At 67.9% G+C, this 15,238-nt stretch carries 13 protein-coding genes; 10 read left to right on the top strand and 3 right to left on the bottom strand.

What is annotated here, in order from left to right:
* Positions 1-24 precede the first annotated feature (24 nt).
* A complete protein-coding gene (locus FBZ88_RS06145) occupies positions 25-1,245 on the top strand; it encodes an ROK family transcriptional regulator (protein WP_145615899.1) in 1,221 nt (406 codons plus the stop codon).
* A 99-nt stretch (positions 1,246-1,344) separates the two neighbouring features.
* Positions 1,345-2,856 carry a carboxylesterase/lipase family protein gene (locus FBZ88_RS06140; protein ID WP_145615898.1) on the top strand — a complete coding sequence of 504 codons (1,512 nt, stop codon included), beginning with the start codon at positions 1,345-1,347 and terminating at the stop codon, positions 2,854-2,856.
* 7 nt (positions 2,857-2,863) lie between these two features.
* Here the strand turns inward: FBZ88_RS06140 and FBZ88_RS06135 are convergent, their stop codons facing one another.
* Positions 2,864-3,427: a TetR/AcrR family transcriptional regulator gene (locus tag FBZ88_RS06135; RefSeq protein ID WP_145615897.1), complete on the bottom strand. Its 564-nt coding sequence runs from the start codon at positions 3,425-3,427 to the stop codon at positions 2,864-2,866.
* Between the two features lie 102 nt (positions 3,428-3,529).
* On the opposite strand from FBZ88_RS06135, the gene FBZ88_RS06130 reads away from it, so the two are divergent.
* Positions 3,530-4,939, top strand: coding sequence for an amidase (locus tag FBZ88_RS06130; RefSeq protein WP_145615896.1), 1,410 nt, complete (start codon positions 3,530-3,532; stop codon positions 4,937-4,939).
* A 26-nt stretch (positions 4,940-4,965) separates the two neighbouring features.
* Here the strand turns inward: FBZ88_RS06130 and FBZ88_RS06125 are convergent, their stop codons facing one another.
* On the bottom strand, positions 4,966-5,277 hold the full coding sequence (locus FBZ88_RS06125) for a helix-turn-helix domain-containing protein (RefSeq protein WP_145612001.1): 312 nt from the start codon (positions 5,275-5,277) through the stop codon (positions 4,966-4,968).
* Between the two features lie 83 nt (positions 5,278-5,360).
* Here FBZ88_RS06125 and FBZ88_RS06120 point away from each other — a divergent pair, with 83 nt between their 5' ends.
* Positions 5,361-5,723 (top strand): VOC family protein, encoded by a 363-nt coding sequence (locus FBZ88_RS06120; protein WP_145615895.1) that lies wholly within the window; start codon positions 5,361-5,363, stop codon positions 5,721-5,723.
* A gap of 51 nt (positions 5,724-5,774) precedes the next feature.
* On the opposite strand, the gene FBZ88_RS06115 is transcribed toward FBZ88_RS06120, so the two are convergent.
* Positions 5,775-6,806, bottom strand: a complete 1,032-nt coding sequence (locus FBZ88_RS06115; protein ID WP_145615894.1) for an aldo/keto reductase — start codon at positions 6,804-6,806, stop codon at positions 5,775-5,777.
* Positions 6,807-6,905: 99 nt separating this feature from the next.
* On the opposite strand from FBZ88_RS06115, the gene FBZ88_RS06110 reads away from it, so the two are divergent.
* The 6 genes from FBZ88_RS06110 to FBZ88_RS06085 all read left to right on the top strand — a co-directional run bounded on the left by FBZ88_RS06110 (position 6,906) and on the right by FBZ88_RS06085 (position 15,132).
* On the top strand, positions 6,906-7,526 hold the full coding sequence (locus FBZ88_RS06110) for a TetR/AcrR family transcriptional regulator (protein ID WP_145615893.1): 621 nt from the start codon (positions 6,906-6,908) through the stop codon (positions 7,524-7,526).
* 268 nt (positions 7,527-7,794) lie between these two features.
* Positions 7,795-11,271, top strand: coding sequence for a glycosyl hydrolase 2 galactose-binding domain-containing protein (locus FBZ88_RS06105; RefSeq protein WP_211102546.1), 3,477 nt, complete (start codon positions 7,795-7,797; stop codon positions 11,269-11,271).
* 188 nt (positions 11,272-11,459) lie between these two features.
* Positions 11,460-12,308, top strand: a complete 849-nt coding sequence (locus tag FBZ88_RS06100; protein ID WP_145615892.1) for a universal stress protein — start codon at positions 11,460-11,462, stop codon at positions 12,306-12,308.
* Positions 12,309-12,416: 108 nt separating this feature from the next.
* A complete protein-coding gene (locus FBZ88_RS06095) occupies positions 12,417-12,977 on the top strand; it encodes an Hsp20/alpha crystallin family protein (protein ID WP_145615891.1) in 561 nt (186 codons plus the stop codon).
* A 199-nt stretch (positions 12,978-13,176) separates the two neighbouring features.
* Positions 13,177-14,010 (top strand): universal stress protein, encoded by an 834-nt coding sequence (locus tag FBZ88_RS06090; RefSeq protein WP_145615890.1) that lies wholly within the window; start codon positions 13,177-13,179, stop codon positions 14,008-14,010.
* Positions 14,011-14,094: 84 nt separating this feature from the next.
* Positions 14,095-15,132, top strand: coding sequence for a zinc-dependent alcohol dehydrogenase family protein (locus tag FBZ88_RS06085; RefSeq protein WP_145615889.1), 1,038 nt, complete (start codon positions 14,095-14,097; stop codon positions 15,130-15,132).
* Positions 15,133-15,238: the final 106 nt, after the last annotated feature.

The raw sequence follows: 15,238 nt of genomic DNA, 5'->3' as shown, positions 1-15,238 counted from the left end.
CATCACCAGGACAGGCAATAGGCCATGCTCGACGGCCACAGTCACGTTGACGCCCTCCACGCCATTGCCGCCAGCCTGTCCGGCACCAACCTGGAGCGGGCCAGCGACCATAACCAGCGCGTCACCCTGCAGGCCATCCGCGTCAGCGGCCAGATCACCCGCGCCGAACTGGTGGAACTGACGGGCCTGACGCTGCCGGCCATCGCCAACATCACCAAGCGACTGTTGGCCGAGGGGCTGATCGTGGAGGCCGGGCGCCAGCACGGCGGCCGGGGACAGCCCGCCATCCTGCTGGAGATGAACCCGGACGGCTGCTTTTCCATCGGCGTCACCATCGACCGCGACCACATCACCCTGGTGGTGCTGGACCTGCTGGGCACGGTGCGGGCGCGGGCTTCGCGCGAGATCGACCTGGCCCCGCCGGAGGTGGTGGCCCAGTTCTTCCGGACGGAAATCTCCGCCATTCTGGCAACCACGCGCCTGCCTCTGTCGCGTTTCATCGGCATCGGGGTCGCCATGCCGGATGATATCGGCCGCGTCAGCCTGGCGCGTTGGCCCCAGGCCTATGCCGCCTGGCGCGACGTGGACGTGGCCCGCCTGTTCGCCGACGTGCTGCCCCTGCCCGTGTTCGTGGAAAACGACGCCACCGCCGCCGCGTTGGGAGAGTTGCAGTTCGGCCACGGCCTGCGCCATCGCAGCTTCTTCTACATCCTTATCAGCGGCGGCCTGGGCGGCGGCATCGTCGTGGACGGCAGCCAGTTCCGCGGCGCGCGGGGCCGCAGCGGAGAGATCGGCTTCCTGCCCGTGCGGTCGGACCGCACCACCGCCCGCACCCTGCAGGAAGCCGTGTCCCTGTCCGCCCTGTACGACCGCCTGGCCGCCGCCGGCTACACCGTGGACGAACCCGAACAGCTGTGCCGGTTGGCCGGCACCCCGGCTGAAGCGGTGGTGGAAGAGTGGATAGAGCTGGCGGCCGACCTGATGACTGACCCGCTGGTGGCCACCAACTGTCTGGTCAACCCCGAGGCCATCTTCCTGGGCGGGCGCCTGCCCGCCCCGCTGGTGGACAAGCTGGCCGCCGCGTTGAACCACCGCCTGGGCGAACTGCGGGACATCCCCCAGGTGGCACCCGTGCTGCGCGCCGCAATGGCAGCGGACGCGCCCGCCGTGGGTGCCGGCATGCTGCCCTTCACCGACCGCCTGCTGCCCAGCCGCGCCGCCCTGATGAAGACGGCGGACAATTGAGGCCGCCTTCTGTCCTGTCGGACAGAAAGCCGCGCTTGATCAAGTAAAACGACTTCCTTTAATTGGGCCGTAACCACAGCGCCTGGGGAGGGCGGCCCGGTGATCCAACGGATAATCCAGACGCTTTTGGCGCTGGCCCTATTGCTGGGTGGTGCGACGCAAGCTTACGCCGCCACGGTGGAAGTCTTCACCAGCATCGGCGCCCTACTCGGCACGGATGATGGCAAGGGCGGCGCCTTGTTCCGGGGCATCCCCTTCGCCCAGCCGCCCGTGGGTCCGCTGCGCTGGCAGCCGCCGCAGCCCGTCGGCTGGGTACAGCAGACACGCGACGCCACCCGGCCCTCACCGCCCTGTCTGCAACGCGGCTATGGCTGGAACGACGCCCTGGCTGCGCGCAGCCAGGAGGATTGCCTGTACCTGGACATCCGCACCCCGGCCCTGCTGCCACGCGCCGCCCTGCCCGTCATGGTGTGGATCCATGGCGGCGCCAACCGCGCCGGGGCGGCAGATGGCACCGTGCTGTCCAATTTGGCGGGTCAGGGGGTGGTGCTGGTAGCCATCCAGTACCGGCTGGGTACCTTCGGCTTCCTGTCGCTGCCGGAACTGACGGCGGAGTCCCCGCACCACGCCTCGGGCAATTACGGCCTGATGGACCAGATGGCGGCATTGGCCTGGATCCGCCAGAACATCGGCGTGTTCGGCGGCGATCCCGGCAACATCACCATCTTCGGTGAGTCCGCCGGCGGCCAGGACGTGGGCCAGTTGATGCTGGCGCCCCATGCCCGCGGCCTGTTCGCCAAGGCCATCGAACAGAGCGGCACCGCCGGCTTCGGCGTTCCGCCCCGCACCCTGGCCGAGAATGAGGCCCTGGGCCAACAGCTGCTGGACCAGGCGGGGGTGAAAAGCCTGGCGCAGTTGCGCACCCTGTCCGGGGCGGACATCCTGGCGGCCACGGACAGGCTGAAACCCACCACCATCGCCGACGACAGCTTCATCTGGCTGCAGGCCGTCATCGACGGCTGGATCCTGCCTCAGGCACCGGAGGACCTGCTGGCCGGCGCCGCATCCGTGCCGCTGATGATCGGCAGCAACGCCCGCGAGCTGACGCTCTACGGCGGGCCGGACGCCGTGGTGCCCACCATCCGCCAGGCGTTCGGCCCCAACGCGGCGAAGGCGCTGGCCTTTTACGGCATCCAAGGCACGGCCCTGCCCATACCGGACCCGCGCCTGGGCGACATGGCGACGCAGCTGGCCGATGACCTGACGTTCCGCTGTCCCGCCCTGCATGTGGCGGCGGTGCACGCCGCCGGCGGGCATCCCACCTGGGTCTATCATTTCGACCGCAGCCCCGCGCAGGGGAGTGTCACCCACGGCAGCGACCTGCCCTACGTCTTCGACGGGCGGCCCGCCGGCGCCCCCGGCGACGACACGCCCACCCTGCAACGCTATTGGGTCAACTTCGCGCGCAACGGCGATCCCACCGGCCAAGGCCTGGCCCGCTGGCCCACCTACGACGCCAGGGGCGCTTACCTGGCCTTCACCGATGCCGGGCCGCAGGCCATGACAGCGCTGCGCGGGCCTCTGTGCGGCCTGCGCCCGCCCACACCATAGGCGCGGATCACGCGGGCAGCAGGCCCGCCGCGCGATAGCTGTCGACCAGGGTATCGTACAGGGTGATGTCCGCGCGGCTGCGCGCCATCAGCTGCGCGCCCGAAATGGCGGCGAAGATCGCGCGCGCCCGCGCCTCCGCCTTATCGGGTGCCACAATGCCGGCAGCCACCAGCCCCTTGGCCAGCCAGGCGACGTTGACGTCGGCGAAGGCCCGCACCTCCGCCTTGACGATATCCGGCAGGTCATCGACTTCGGCGGACATGAAGCTGCACAGGCAAATACGGTTGTCGTTTTCCAGCGCGCGGCGAAAAGCCTGCGGATACCGCCGCAGGGCAGCTGCCGCATTGGGCGCCTGGGCCGCCATGGCCTCCAGCTCCACCGCCGTATCCTCCCAATAGCGCTTGGCCACCGCAGCGGCCAGGTCGGCCTTGCTGGGGAAGTGGTGATAGATGCTGGCGGCCTTGATACCCACCGCCGCCGCCAGATCGCGGAAGTTCAGCCCGCCATAACCGTGCGCCTGCGCGATCTGCCGGGCGGCGGCCAGAATCGCTTCCTTGGAGTTCGTGCTCATTCTCTCGCCCCACCAACCTAACAACTGTTAGATAGGCCTTGACGCCCAAAAAGGAAAGGTCTATTCGGTTTCCCTACCAAACGTTAGGTAGGATATACCGACATGACATCCGACATCCTGTTTTCCGATGCCACCACGCTGGCTCAACTGATCCGCACCCGCGAGATTTCACCGGTGGAGGTGGTGCAGGCACACCTGGACCGCATCGCCACCGTGGATCCCAAAGTCAACGCCATCGTCACCGTGGCCGACGGCGCGCTGGACGCGGCCAAGACGGCGGAAGCGGCCGTGCTGAAGGGCGAGGAGCTGGGCCCACTGCACGGCGTGCCCTTCACCGCCAAGGATTCCATCGATACTGCCGGTGTCGCGACCCAGCGCGGGTCGCCCATCTTCAAGGACCGCGTACCGGACACCGACGCCGTCAGCGTCGCGCGGCTGAAGGCTGCCGGCGGCATCCTGCTGGCCAAGACCAACCTGCCGGAGTTTTCGTACTCGATCGAGTCCGACAATTTATTGACCGGCCGGTCCAACAATCCCTGGAACCTGGACCGCACCCCCGGTGGGTCCAGCGGCGGTGAGTCCGCCGCGATCGCCGCCGGCATGTCGCCCCTGGGCCTGGGCACCGACCTTGCCATCTCCGTCCGGGGCCCAGCGGCGCAGACCGGCATCATCGGCCTGAAGGCTACACACGGCCGCGTGCCCATGACCGGCATCTGGCCACGCGCCCCGCGCCGTTTCTGGCACGTGGGGCCCATGGCGCGCAGCGTCCGTGACATCGCCCTGGCTTATGCGCTGCTGGCCGGCCCGGATGGCGCCGACGCCTTTTCGAGCATCACGGGGCCGGTCGACACCGGCATCGGCGCAGCCCCCATCCGGCCGTTGCGGGTGGGCTGGCTGGTTGAGCCGGGTTTCGGGCCCGTTGACACGGAGGTGGCTGCGACCGTGCAGGCCGCCGCCGAAGCGCTGAAGGGCAGCGGCTGCGTCGTGGAACCGGTGCGCATCCCGGCGCTGGAACGTGACTTCGCCCTGGACGTGTTCCTGCGCCTGCACATCATGGAGATGAAGCCGGCCTTCGTGGAGGCCACCGCCGGTCAGCCACCGGAGAACCTATTCCACATCGCCCAGGCCATGCTGGGGGCGCCCGAGACGTCCATGGCGGACTTTATCGAGGCGGAGCAGGCGGCGGAGCGGTTGAAGGACGGCTTCGCCGACTATTTCAGCCGCTATGACGCCCTGCTGTGCCCCGTGCTGCCCCTGCCGGCCCATGGGCACGACGTCACGGAAGTCACGATCAACGGCCAGACGGTGAGCGCGCTGAACGTCATGGCAGCCACGTCACCGCTGAACGTGACCGGCTTGCCCGGTCTGTCCTTGCGCTTCGGCACCAGCCGCGATGGCCTGCCCATCAGCGTACAGCTGGTGTCCGGCTGGATGGCGGAATCGACCATCCTGCACCTGGCGTCATTGCTTGAGGGGGTGAGCCCGGTGCGCGGCCTGCACCCGGACCTCTAACCACCACACGCCGCGGCATCGACGCCCTAACCGGCGGAGGTGCCGCGGCGGCCGCGCCAGGGGAAACGGGGCTCCACCACCGCCGGCTCCGTCCGGCGGCTGCGGGTGATGGTCACCAGGTCGCGCCCCGCCAGATGACGCAGGGCATCCTGCACCGCGCGCTTGGACAAGCCGGTGCGCTCCGCCAGCTCGGCATGACTCAGCATGGCGCGGCCGTTCACCGTGTCCGCCACCAGCGCCAGATAGACCAGGTAGGCGGACGGCCGGTGATCGTGCCCCACCAGGTCGCGCATCAGCGTATCCAGGACGTAGCTGTCGATCTCTATCTTGGCAATCATTGCTATAGCAATGCCTGCTTATCTACCGACCTTCAAGGGTCCATGCTAGTCGTGGGCACCCAAGAAGCCGGGAGACAGCGGGCATGATCAGGCATCTGAAATTCGTCGGCATTCCCACCAAGGATCAGGACCGGGCGCTGGCATTCTGGACGGGAAAAATGGGTTTCAAGGTCGCGACCGATCAGCCCATGGGCAATCAGCGCTGGATCGAGCTGACCATTCCCGGCGCCCAGACCAGCGTGGTGCTGTTCACCCCGCCGGGCCAAGAAGACAGGGTAGGCACCTTCTTCAACGGCAGCTTTCATTGCGATGACCTGGAGTACACCTTTGCCAAGCTCAGCGAGCGGGGCGTAGTCTTCGTTTCCGGCATCGAGAAGCAGCCCTGGGGCAGCTACGCCCGCTTCCAGGACCCGGATGGCAACATTTTCGTGCTGTCCAGCCGGTGAAACCGGCGGGCGTCCTGTCCTGCCGGTCGGAAGCGGGCAGCACCGCTTCGCCTAGGCCGCCGCGCGCTCGTCGGCCGGCCGGCGGCGCAGGTCCGCCTTCTGGATTGCCGGCGGGTCATACATGGCGGTCAGCACGCCCAGGTCGATGCCGGGCGGCACGATGGCGTCGATGCGGTCCAGGATCTCATCTGACAGCGACACTTCGGCCCCGGCCAGCAGGTCGTCGAACTGCGCCGGCGTGCGCGGCCCCAGGATGGCGGCGGTCACGCCCCGGTGCGCGATGGCGAAGGCCATGGCCAGGTGGGTCAGGGACAGGCCCGCCTCCGCCGCCACGCCCATCAGCTGCTCCACCGCGTCCAGCCGGCGTTCATCCGCCATCTGCTTGGGAAAGCGGCGCGCACGCAGGCTGTCGGGCATGGCCTGGCCCTTGCGGTAGCGGCCGGTCAGCATACCCATGGCCAGCGGGCTCCACACCATGGCGCCCATGCCGTACCGCTCGCATACCGGCAGCACCTCGCGCTCGATGCCGCGGTTCAGGATGGAATAGGGCGGCTGTTCGGCGCGGAAACGGGCCTGGCCCCGCCGCTCCGCCACCCATTGCGCCTCCACGATGTCAGACGCCGGGAAGGTGGAGGTGCCGATGGCGCGCACCTTACCCGCGCGCATCAGGTCGGTCAGGACGGACAGCGTCTCCTCGATATCCGTGTCGGGGGCAGGCCGGTGGATGAGGTAGAGGTCGACATGGTCGGTCCCCAGCCGGCGCAGCGAATTCTCCAGCGCGCGGGTGATCCAGCGGCGGGAATTGCCTTGCTGGTTGGGATCTTCACCCATGGGCAGGTGGGCCTTGGTGGTCAGCACCACATGGTCGCGCCGGCCCTTCAGGGCCTTGCCCACAATCTCCTCAGACTCACCCCGGCTGTAGAAGTCGGCCGTGTCGATGAAGTTGATCCCGGCATCAAGCGCCTTGTGGATGATGCGGATGGCCTCGTCATGGTCGGGGTTGGCCATGGCCCCGAACATCATGGCGCCCAGGCAATAGGGGCTGACCTTCATGCCGGTGCGGCCCAGGGTGCGATACTGCATCGCCCTCTCCTTCTCTCTAGCGTCGATGGATGCTATATATAAACGGAACAGCGTTCCGGTCACATATACGGAACACTGTTCCGTTTTTCAAGTGAGGATATGGTGGACGACACGGCGGGAGAGATCCGTCCTGAAGATGACGGCAAGCCGCGGCGGGTGCGTGCGGATGCGCAGCGCAACCTGGATGCCCTGCTGCGCGCGGCCATGGCGGTGTTCGCCACGTCCGGCGTCGACGCCCCGGTACGGGAGATCGCGGAGAAGGCCGGCGTGGGCATCGGCACCGTTTACCGCCACTTCCCCCAGCGGTCGGACCTGATCATCGCCGTCTTCCGGCAGGAGGTGGACGCCTGCGCCGACGCCGCCCCCGCCCTGGCGGCGGCGCATGACCCGGGAGAGGCGCTGAGCCGCTGGATGCGCCGGTACCTGGATTTCATCGCCGCCAAGCGCGGGCTGGCAGCCGCCTTGCATTCCGGCGACCCCGCCTATGAGATCCTGCCCAGCTATTTCCAGAAGCGCCTGGTACCGGCGCTGCAGTCCCTGCTGGAAACGGCGGCGGCGGCGGGGGTGGTGCGGGGCGGCTTCGCCGCCACCGATCTTCTGCGGGCCGTCGCCGTGCTGGCCGCCCCGTCGCAGGAGATGGGGCCGGAGCATGGGCGGCGCATGGTGGATTTGCTGCTGGACGGCCTGCGCTATGGCGCCGGCCCCTCCCCAGGCGCCTGATCCGCCTCAGGGTCCCAGCCGGCCGGCTTTTTCCTCCAGCAATACGCGGTGGCAATACCGACAAGCATAACCCCATGGCCCCGCTTCCTTCCCTCTTTTTTATTTAAAAAAGTTGTTTTATTAAATTAACCCTCATCTGTTTGTCGGTAGGCCTTCACGTCGGCCCCCGGGACAGGGAAACCGGATAGGATGCCGCTCGGCATCCAACGTCCGTGACCAAAGAATAACGGTCCGCCCGGCGGGGTCGACCTGGGAGGGAGGCCTTAAAATGCGGATGCCCAAAGACCATAGCCGCGCCCAGAAGACGGGCCAGGGCCTGCTGTGGGCCACCCTGATGCTGTCGGCCGCCTGGACCGCGCCCTTGGGCGCGATGGCGGCGCCGATGGCCGCCGACGACGTCTACGGCCCCTACAATGCCGCCTTCCTGGCCGGCGGTGATGGACTGACCAAGCCCTTGCGCGACGCGACCCTGTCCGCCACCGGCCCCTGGACCCTGTCCACCTGGTTCCAGGCCGACGACGTGGCCGGCGGCATCGTGCTGCTGGCCGGCGTGGGCGACCCGGCCCAGGGCCGCTACCTGGCGCTGAAGGACGGCCGCCTGGCCTTGCGCACCGGTTCCAGTGAGACCATCTCCGGCGGGTCGGCCGTGAAGGCCGGCACGTGGCACCATGCCCTGGCCAGTTCCGACGGCAAGACCGCCCGCCTGTACCTGGATGGCGCCGAGGTGGCACACGGCATCCCCGCCCAGGTCAACGTCACCCCGGTGGTGAGTCTGGCGCCGCGTCTGGGGGGCGCCTTCGCCGGCCGCATCGCCGGTTTCACCGTCACCCCCCAAGCGCTGGGCGCGGTGGAGGCCAAGGCCGCCGCCCAGGGCAAGCCCGCCGCCGACCTGATCAATTTCGAGGCCGCCAGCCCGACCTGGCCGGTGCAAGTCAGGCAGATGATGGGCCAGGTAACGCCGCAGGATCCGTGGACCCTGCCCAAGAGCACCGCCCCGTTTTCCAAGCCCGTGGCGAAACCTCTTCCCACCGGCCCGGCGTTGAAGCCCGATGGCGCCGACAATTGGACCGTGGGCGGCTGGCGCCTGGCGGAGGCACCCAAGGTGCAGGGCGACGGCGCCCGCATCTCCCAGCCGGGGTTCGACACCGCGTCCTGGTATGTGGCGACGGTGCCCGGCACGGTGCTGACCACCCTGGTCGACCGCGGCGTCTACCCCGACCCGGATTACGGCCTGGACAACCTGGCCATCCCGGAAAGCCTGAACAGGCAGGATTACTGGTACCGGACGGAGTTCGACGCCCCCGCCGACCTGCAGGGCCGCCATCCGCTGCTGACCTTCAAGGGCATCAACTACGCCGCCGAGGTGTGGCTGAACGGCGAACGGCTGGGCAGCGTGCGCGGCGCCTTCATCCGGGGGCAGTTCGACGTCACCGGTCCTCTGCGCCCGGGCCAGAAGAACGTGCTGGCGGTCAAGATCACCCCGCCGCCCCATCCCGGACTGCCACATGAGCAATCCATCGCGGCCGGCGTGGGCGAGAACGGCGGCATGCAGGCGCTGGACGGCCCCACCTTCATCGCGAGCGAGGGCTGGGACTGGATCCCCGCCGTCCGCGACCGCAACACCGGCCTGTGGCAGGACGTGACCCTGACCGCCACCGGCGCGGTGCGCATCGGCGACAGCCAGGTGGTGACCAAGCTGCCCCTGCCTGATACCAGCAAGGCGGAAATCACCATCACCGTGCCGGTGGAAAACCTGACCGGCCAGCCGGTGCAGGCCGAGATCCGCGCCGCCTTCGACGATGTGACGGTGGCCAAGACCGTGACGCTGGCGCCAGGTGCCGGCAACGTCACCCTTACGCCCGCTGAATTCCCGCAGCTGAGGGTCAGGAACCCCACGCTGTGGTGGCCCAACGGCCTGGGCGATCCCGCCCTGCACAACCTGACCCTGACGGCCGCCGTCGGTGGGGCCCAGGGGAGTATGAAGTCGGATGAAAAGCACACCCGCTTCGGCATTCGCGAGGTCAGCTATGAGCTGTCCCTGATGGACAGCGGTGGCCACCTGCGCCGGGTGGAGGTGGACCCCACGGCCGCCTTCCAGCGGGGCGAACGCGTGATCGACGGCAGCCACACCGGCATCCACAAGATCGCCGGCGGCTGGGTTTCCTCCTTGGTTCCGGGCGCGGAGAAATCCCCGGCGGTGAAACCGCTGGAGGATGCCAGCCTGGCCCCCTATCTGATCCTGAAGGTCAACGGCGTGCGCGTGCCGGCGCGCGGCGGCAGCTGGGGCACCGACGACTGGCGCAAGCGCGTGTCGCGCGACCGGCTGGAGCCGTTCTTCCGCCTGCACCGCGAGGCCCACGTCAACATCATCCGCAACTGGGTAGGCCAGAATACCGAGGACGTGTTCTTCGACCTGGCCGATGAATATGGCCTGATGGTGCTGAACGATTTCTGGGAAAGCACCCAGGACTACAACATCGAAGCCCAGGACGTGCCCCTGTTCCTGGACAACGCCGCCGACGTCATCCGCCGTTATCGCAACCATCCCTCCATCGTGCTGTGGTTCGGCCGCAACGAGGGCGTGCCCCAGCCGGTGCTGAACGAGGGGCTGGAATCCCTGGTCGCCACCCTGGACGGTACCCGCTATTACAGCGGCAGTTCCAACCGCGTGAACCTGCAGGACAGCGGCCCCTACGACTACCGCGACCCGTCGCAGTATTTCACCACGCTGTCCCGTGGCTTCGCGGTGGAGGTGGGCACGCCCAGCTTCCCCACGCTGGAGGCGTTCGAGGCCGCCGTGCCCGCCGCCGACCGCTGGCCGGTCAGCGACACCTGGGCCTATCACGACTGGCACCAGACCGGGAACGGCGACACCCACGGCTTCATGGCCGCCATGGACCGCAAGCTGGGGGCGGCCACCAGCCTGGCCGACTTCGAGCGCAAGGCCCAGCTGATGAACTATGAAAGCCACCGGGCCATCTTCGAGGGCATGAATGCCGGCCTGTGGACGGTGAACAGCGGCCGCCTGCTGTGGATGACCCAGCCGGCCTGGCCCAGCACCAACTGGCAGATCATGAGCCACGACTACGACACCCATGGCGCCTTCTACGGCTTGCAGAAGGCGGCGGAGCCCCTGCACGTGCAGCTGAACGCGCCGGACGACGGGATCAGCGTGGTCAACAATACCCGCGAGGCCAAGAAGGGCCTGACCATCCGGGCCCGCGTGCTGACCGTGGCGGGCCAGGTCATCAGCGACCAGACGCAGAAGGTCGATGCCCAGGCCGACGCCGCCACGCCTGCGCGGAAACTGGACCTGGCCGCCGCCATCCAGGCCAATGGCCTGGTGCTGGTGGAACTGGAGCTGTCGGATGCCACCGGCACGCTGTCGCAGAACGTCTACTGGCGCGCGGCGGACGAGGCCGCCACCCGCCGCCTGAACGACCTGGCGCCGCAGCCCGTGACCCTGGCCACGCGCACGGAACGGGCGGGTGACGAGGTCAAGGTGCACGTGACCCTGACCAACACCGGGACCGCCGCGTCCCTGATGAACAAGCTGACCCTGCAGAACGCCGACGGCAGCCGCCTGCTGCCGGCCTATGCCAGCGACAACTACGTCTCCCTCCTGCCGGGAGACCGGCGCGAGGTCACCATCGCCTACCCTGCGGCCCTGGCGCAGGGCCAGCCCAAGGTGGGCTTACGCGGTTGGAACACCCAGCCGGCCACGGCGGCTGTCACCGTGCCCTGAAGCCTGCGGGTCGTCCCCATTTCCATTGGGAATGACGACGCCTGTTGTGCGTATCCCCTCCGGCAGGAGCGCCCTTGACCTGGGTCAATGCGGCGCCGGCCCGGCATGACAGACTGCGATCAGAGCTGGCGACCCGGCATCGTGCTAAGGCACGGACAGGCCGCTCCCCTGTGACGAGGGCGGGTGTCATGATCACGGAAATACTGGTTCATCTGGACGGAAGTTCCGACGACGAGTTCCGGTTGCTGCACGCCGAGCATCTGGCGACCGCGCACAGGGCCCACATCCGGGGGCTTTACTGTGAAAGCCTACCCGAGATCGTCCTGACGCTGCCGCAGTACGCCGTCAGCCGCAGCGCGGCATCCGAACAGATGACCGAGCTCAAGGCCCAGGCGGACAGGACGGAGAAGGACATCCGCCTTCGGCTCGACAAGCTGAGCATTCCTTATGATTTCCGCCGGTTCGATGTCCTGGTGGACGGCGTGGATCGCGTCGTGGCCAGCCAGGCGCGCACGACCGACCTGACCGTGGTGCGCACCCCCTACCAGCCTGGCTTCGCCCTGCCGGGCCGGGCGCCCGAATTCGTGGAAGCCGCCCTGTTCGGATCCGGGCGTGGCGTGTTCGTCGTGCCGGAGGAAGATCCGGCCCGGCTCCGGCCCCTGGACACCGTCCTGGTCGCCTGGACCGACAGTAAAGAGGCGGCGAACGCCGTAGCCCAGGCCATGCCTTTCCTGAAAAAGGCGACCCAGGTGGTGGTCGCCATGGTGGAAGGCGACAAGCCGGCGGAGGCCGGCGGCACGGAACCCGGCGCCGATGTGGCCCGGTACCTGGACCGCCACGGCGTGACCGTCGAACTGCGCCACCTGCGGGAATGGAACACCGTTTCCGAGGCCCTGTTCAATGAAGCGAGGCGTCTGGACGCCGGTTTGCTGGTGGCCGGCGCCTACGGCCATTCCCGCCTGCGGGAATGGATTCTGGGGGGCGTCACCCGGGACATCCTGACGAAAACACCCCTCCCGGCCCTGTTGGCCCACTGACGCGAAAGACGCGGCCATCCGGCCCGTTCCGGCACCCCCAAGCGGCTGGCCGCGGGGCAGCCGCGCAACCGCCCTTCCCTGTTCACCACCCGTGAAAGGAGACATGCCATGCCTGAAGCAACCACCCCGACTGAACCGGCCAAAGCCACGGCGCCGCAATCCGTTCCGGTCAACACCGATGCCGCACCCGCCGCTTCGCCCTTCCACTTCTGGAACTCGTTTCGTGACGAGCTGGACAGCGCCTTCGGCCGCTTCTCGCGCTCGCTGCTCAACGTGCCCGCCCTGTGGCGGTCGCCGGACACCGACCCCTTGCGCCATTTCGAGGGGGCGTTCGGCATGACCATTCCCGCCGTCGATATCACCGAGCGGGAGGCGGACTACCAGATCACCGCGGAATTGCCCGGGATCGAAACCAAGGACATCAGCGTGTCCCTTGCCGACAACGTCCTGACGCTGAAGGGGGAGAAGACCATCAATGTCGATGAGAAGCGGGGGGATGTGCACCTGACCGAGCGTCGCTACGGTAGCTTCCGCCGGTCCTTCCATATGCCCAGCGACACGGATGTGGAGAAAATCTCCGCAGCCTTCGACAAGGGCATCCTGACCGTGACACTGCCCAAAGCCGGCACCGGCGCCAAGCCGGAACGGACGATCCCGATCGCCCATTAGGGCGAGACGCGATGGCGCGTGTGACGGCCAAGCTGAAGGGGACCTTGGTCTGAATGCTTCGGGATCGCGCCTTCATCCCGTGACCCGTTGAGCCAGGTCAAGGTCCCACCAGCCCGCCTGCGGCAAGCTGTGTTCCAGAGCTGGCGACCGCCTCCATGCCCCCATGGACAGGCCGCTTCACCGAAGGAGGGCCGGCGCGATGATCAAGGAAATTCTGGTTCACCTGGATGGCGGCGACGACGACGAAAGCCGCATCCTGCATGCCGACCATCTGGCGATCGTGTATCAGGCCCATGTCCAGGGCCTGTACATCAACATCCTGCCCGAACCGCCGGAGAGCATATCGCATTACGCCGTCAGCCGCAGCCTGCTGTCCCAGCATCTGGACGACGCCAAGACCCAGTGCCGGCTGGTGGAACATGCACTGGAAGAGCGCCTGGGGAAACTGGCCGGCCCCCACGATCTGCATCGCATCGATTGCCGAGCGGCGAATGTCCAGGGGCTGGTCGCCACCCAGGCCCGCACGGCGGATCTGCTGGTGGTGCGCACACCCTATCGTATCGCCGAACCCAATCGCGCCAGCGATGTGGTGGAGGCGGCGCTGTTCGGATCGGGCCGCGGCGTGTTCGTCATCCCGGAAGAGGATCCGTTGCGCCTGCGGCCGTTCGACACCGTGCTGGTCGGGTGGAAGGATAGCCGCGAGGCGGCGAACGCCGTGACCCAGGCCATGCCCTTCCTGCGCCGCGCCAGCCAGGTGATCATCGCCACGATCGACAACGGCGGGTCCAAGGACGCGCCGGGCGACCGCAACTTGGCCCGCTATCTGGAACGGCACGGCGTGGCCACCGAAATCCGGCGGCTGGGCAAGTGGGACAACATCGCCGCTGGGCTGTTCAACGAGGCCGAGCTTTCGGGCGCCGGCCTGATCGTGGCGGGAGCCTATGGCCATTCCCGCCTACGGGAATGGGCGCTGGGCGGCGTGACCCGGGACATCCTGACCAAGACCCCGGTCCCGGCGCTGCTGGCCCACTGACGCCGGCGCCCCGCTGACCCGACCCATCAATCTGAGACGCCATCAACCTGAGACGTCACTAACCTGAGATAAGGGAAAACCGTCATGAAGGCGCTTGTCTACCAAGGCCCCGGCCGCAAGGCACTGGAGCAGCGGCCCAAGCCGGAGATCAAGGACCCCGGCGACGCCATCGTCCGCATCACCAAGACGACCATCTGCGGCACCGACCTGCACATCCTGAAGGGCGACGTCCCCACCTGCGCGCCGGGCCGCATCCTGGGCCATGAGGGCGTGGGCGTGATCGATGCGGTTGGCCCGGGCGTCACGACGTTCAGGCCAGGCGACCGCGTGCTGATTTCCTGCATCACCGCCTGCGGCACCTGCGACTACTGCCGCCGCGGCATGTATTCCCACTGCCGCACCGGCGGCTGGATCCTGGGCAACGTCATTGATGGCACCCAGGCGGAATACGTGCGCATCCCCCACGCCGCCACCAGCCTCTATCCCATCCCCGACGGGGCGGATGAAGAGGCGCTGGCCATGCTGAGCGACATCCTGCCCACCGGCTTCGAATGCGGGGTGCTGAACGGCAAGGTGGCGCCGGGGGCCACCGTGGCCATCGTGGGCTCGGGCCCCATCGGCCTGGCCGCGCTGCTGACGGCCCAGTTCTATTCCCCGGCCGAGATCATCATGATCGACGTGGACGACAACCGGCTGGAGGTCGCGCGCCGTTTCGGCGCCACCCGCACCCTAAACAGCGCGCAAACCAACGTGCCGGAGGCGGTCAAGGCCTGGACCGGCGGCCTGGGCGCCGACACGGTGATCGAGGCGGTGGGCATCCCGGCCACGTTCGAGCTGTGCCAGGATCTGGTGGCGCCTGGCGGGATCATCGCCAACGTGGGCGTGCACGGACACAAGGCCGATCTGCACCTGGACCGGCTGTGGGCACAGAACATCGCCATCACCACGCGGCTGGTGGATACCGTCAGCACACCCATGCTGTTGAAGACCGTGCAGTCGCGGAAACTGGACCCGTCGGTGCTGATCACCCACCGGTTCACGTTGGACGGCATCCTGTCCGCCTATGACACCTTCGGCCACGCCGCCGACAGCCACGCCCTGAAGGTGGTCATCAGCCCTTGATCCCACGCCCGCCGCGACGCGATCGGAGATTGAGGTGGATCATTTTGCCAACAGCCGGGATGGTGAATGGTTGGGTCATGAACGGATGCGCGGCCGGACGAGATCC

Origin of the sequence: Nitrospirillum bahiense, assembly GCF_007828025.1 — a bacterium.
In the GTDB taxonomy this organism is placed as follows: Bacteria; Pseudomonadota; Alphaproteobacteria; order Azospirillales; family Azospirillaceae; genus Nitrospirillum; species Nitrospirillum amazonense.
Note: the sequence above shows the minus strand (reverse complement) of the source record. Positions and strands in the feature narration are given on the sequence as shown.

Coding starts and splice junctions, on each gene's coding strand:
- FBZ88_RS06145 (WP_145615899.1), top strand. CDS start 25: ATGCTCGACGGCCACAGTCACGTTGACGCCCTCCACGCCATTGCCGCC.
- FBZ88_RS06135 (WP_145615897.1), bottom strand. CDS start 3,427: ATGAGCACGAACTCCAAGGAAGCGATTCTGGCCGCCGCCCGGCAGATC.
- FBZ88_RS06130 (WP_145615896.1), top strand. CDS start 3,530: ATGACATCCGACATCCTGTTTTCCGATGCCACCACGCTGGCTCAACTG.
- FBZ88_RS06125 (WP_145612001.1), bottom strand. CDS start 5,277: ATGATTGCCAAGATAGAGATCGACAGCTACGTCCTGGATACGCTGATG.
- FBZ88_RS06120 (WP_145615895.1), top strand. CDS start 5,361: ATGATCAGGCATCTGAAATTCGTCGGCATTCCCACCAAGGATCAGGAC.
- FBZ88_RS06115 (WP_145615894.1), bottom strand. CDS start 6,806: ATGCAGTATCGCACCCTGGGCCGCACCGGCATGAAGGTCAGCCCCTAT.
- FBZ88_RS06110 (WP_145615893.1), top strand. CDS start 6,906: ATGGTGGACGACACGGCGGGAGAGATCCGTCCTGAAGATGACGGCAAG.
- FBZ88_RS06105 (WP_211102546.1), top strand. CDS start 7,795: ATGCGGATGCCCAAAGACCATAGCCGCGCCCAGAAGACGGGCCAGGGC.
- FBZ88_RS06100 (WP_145615892.1), top strand. CDS start 11,460: ATGATCACGGAAATACTGGTTCATCTGGACGGAAGTTCCGACGACGAG.
- FBZ88_RS06095 (WP_145615891.1), top strand. CDS start 12,417: ATGCCTGAAGCAACCACCCCGACTGAACCGGCCAAAGCCACGGCGCCG.
- FBZ88_RS06090 (WP_145615890.1), top strand. CDS start 13,177: ATGATCAAGGAAATTCTGGTTCACCTGGATGGCGGCGACGACGACGAA.
- FBZ88_RS06085 (WP_145615889.1), top strand. CDS start 14,095: ATGAAGGCGCTTGTCTACCAAGGCCCCGGCCGCAAGGCACTGGAGCAG.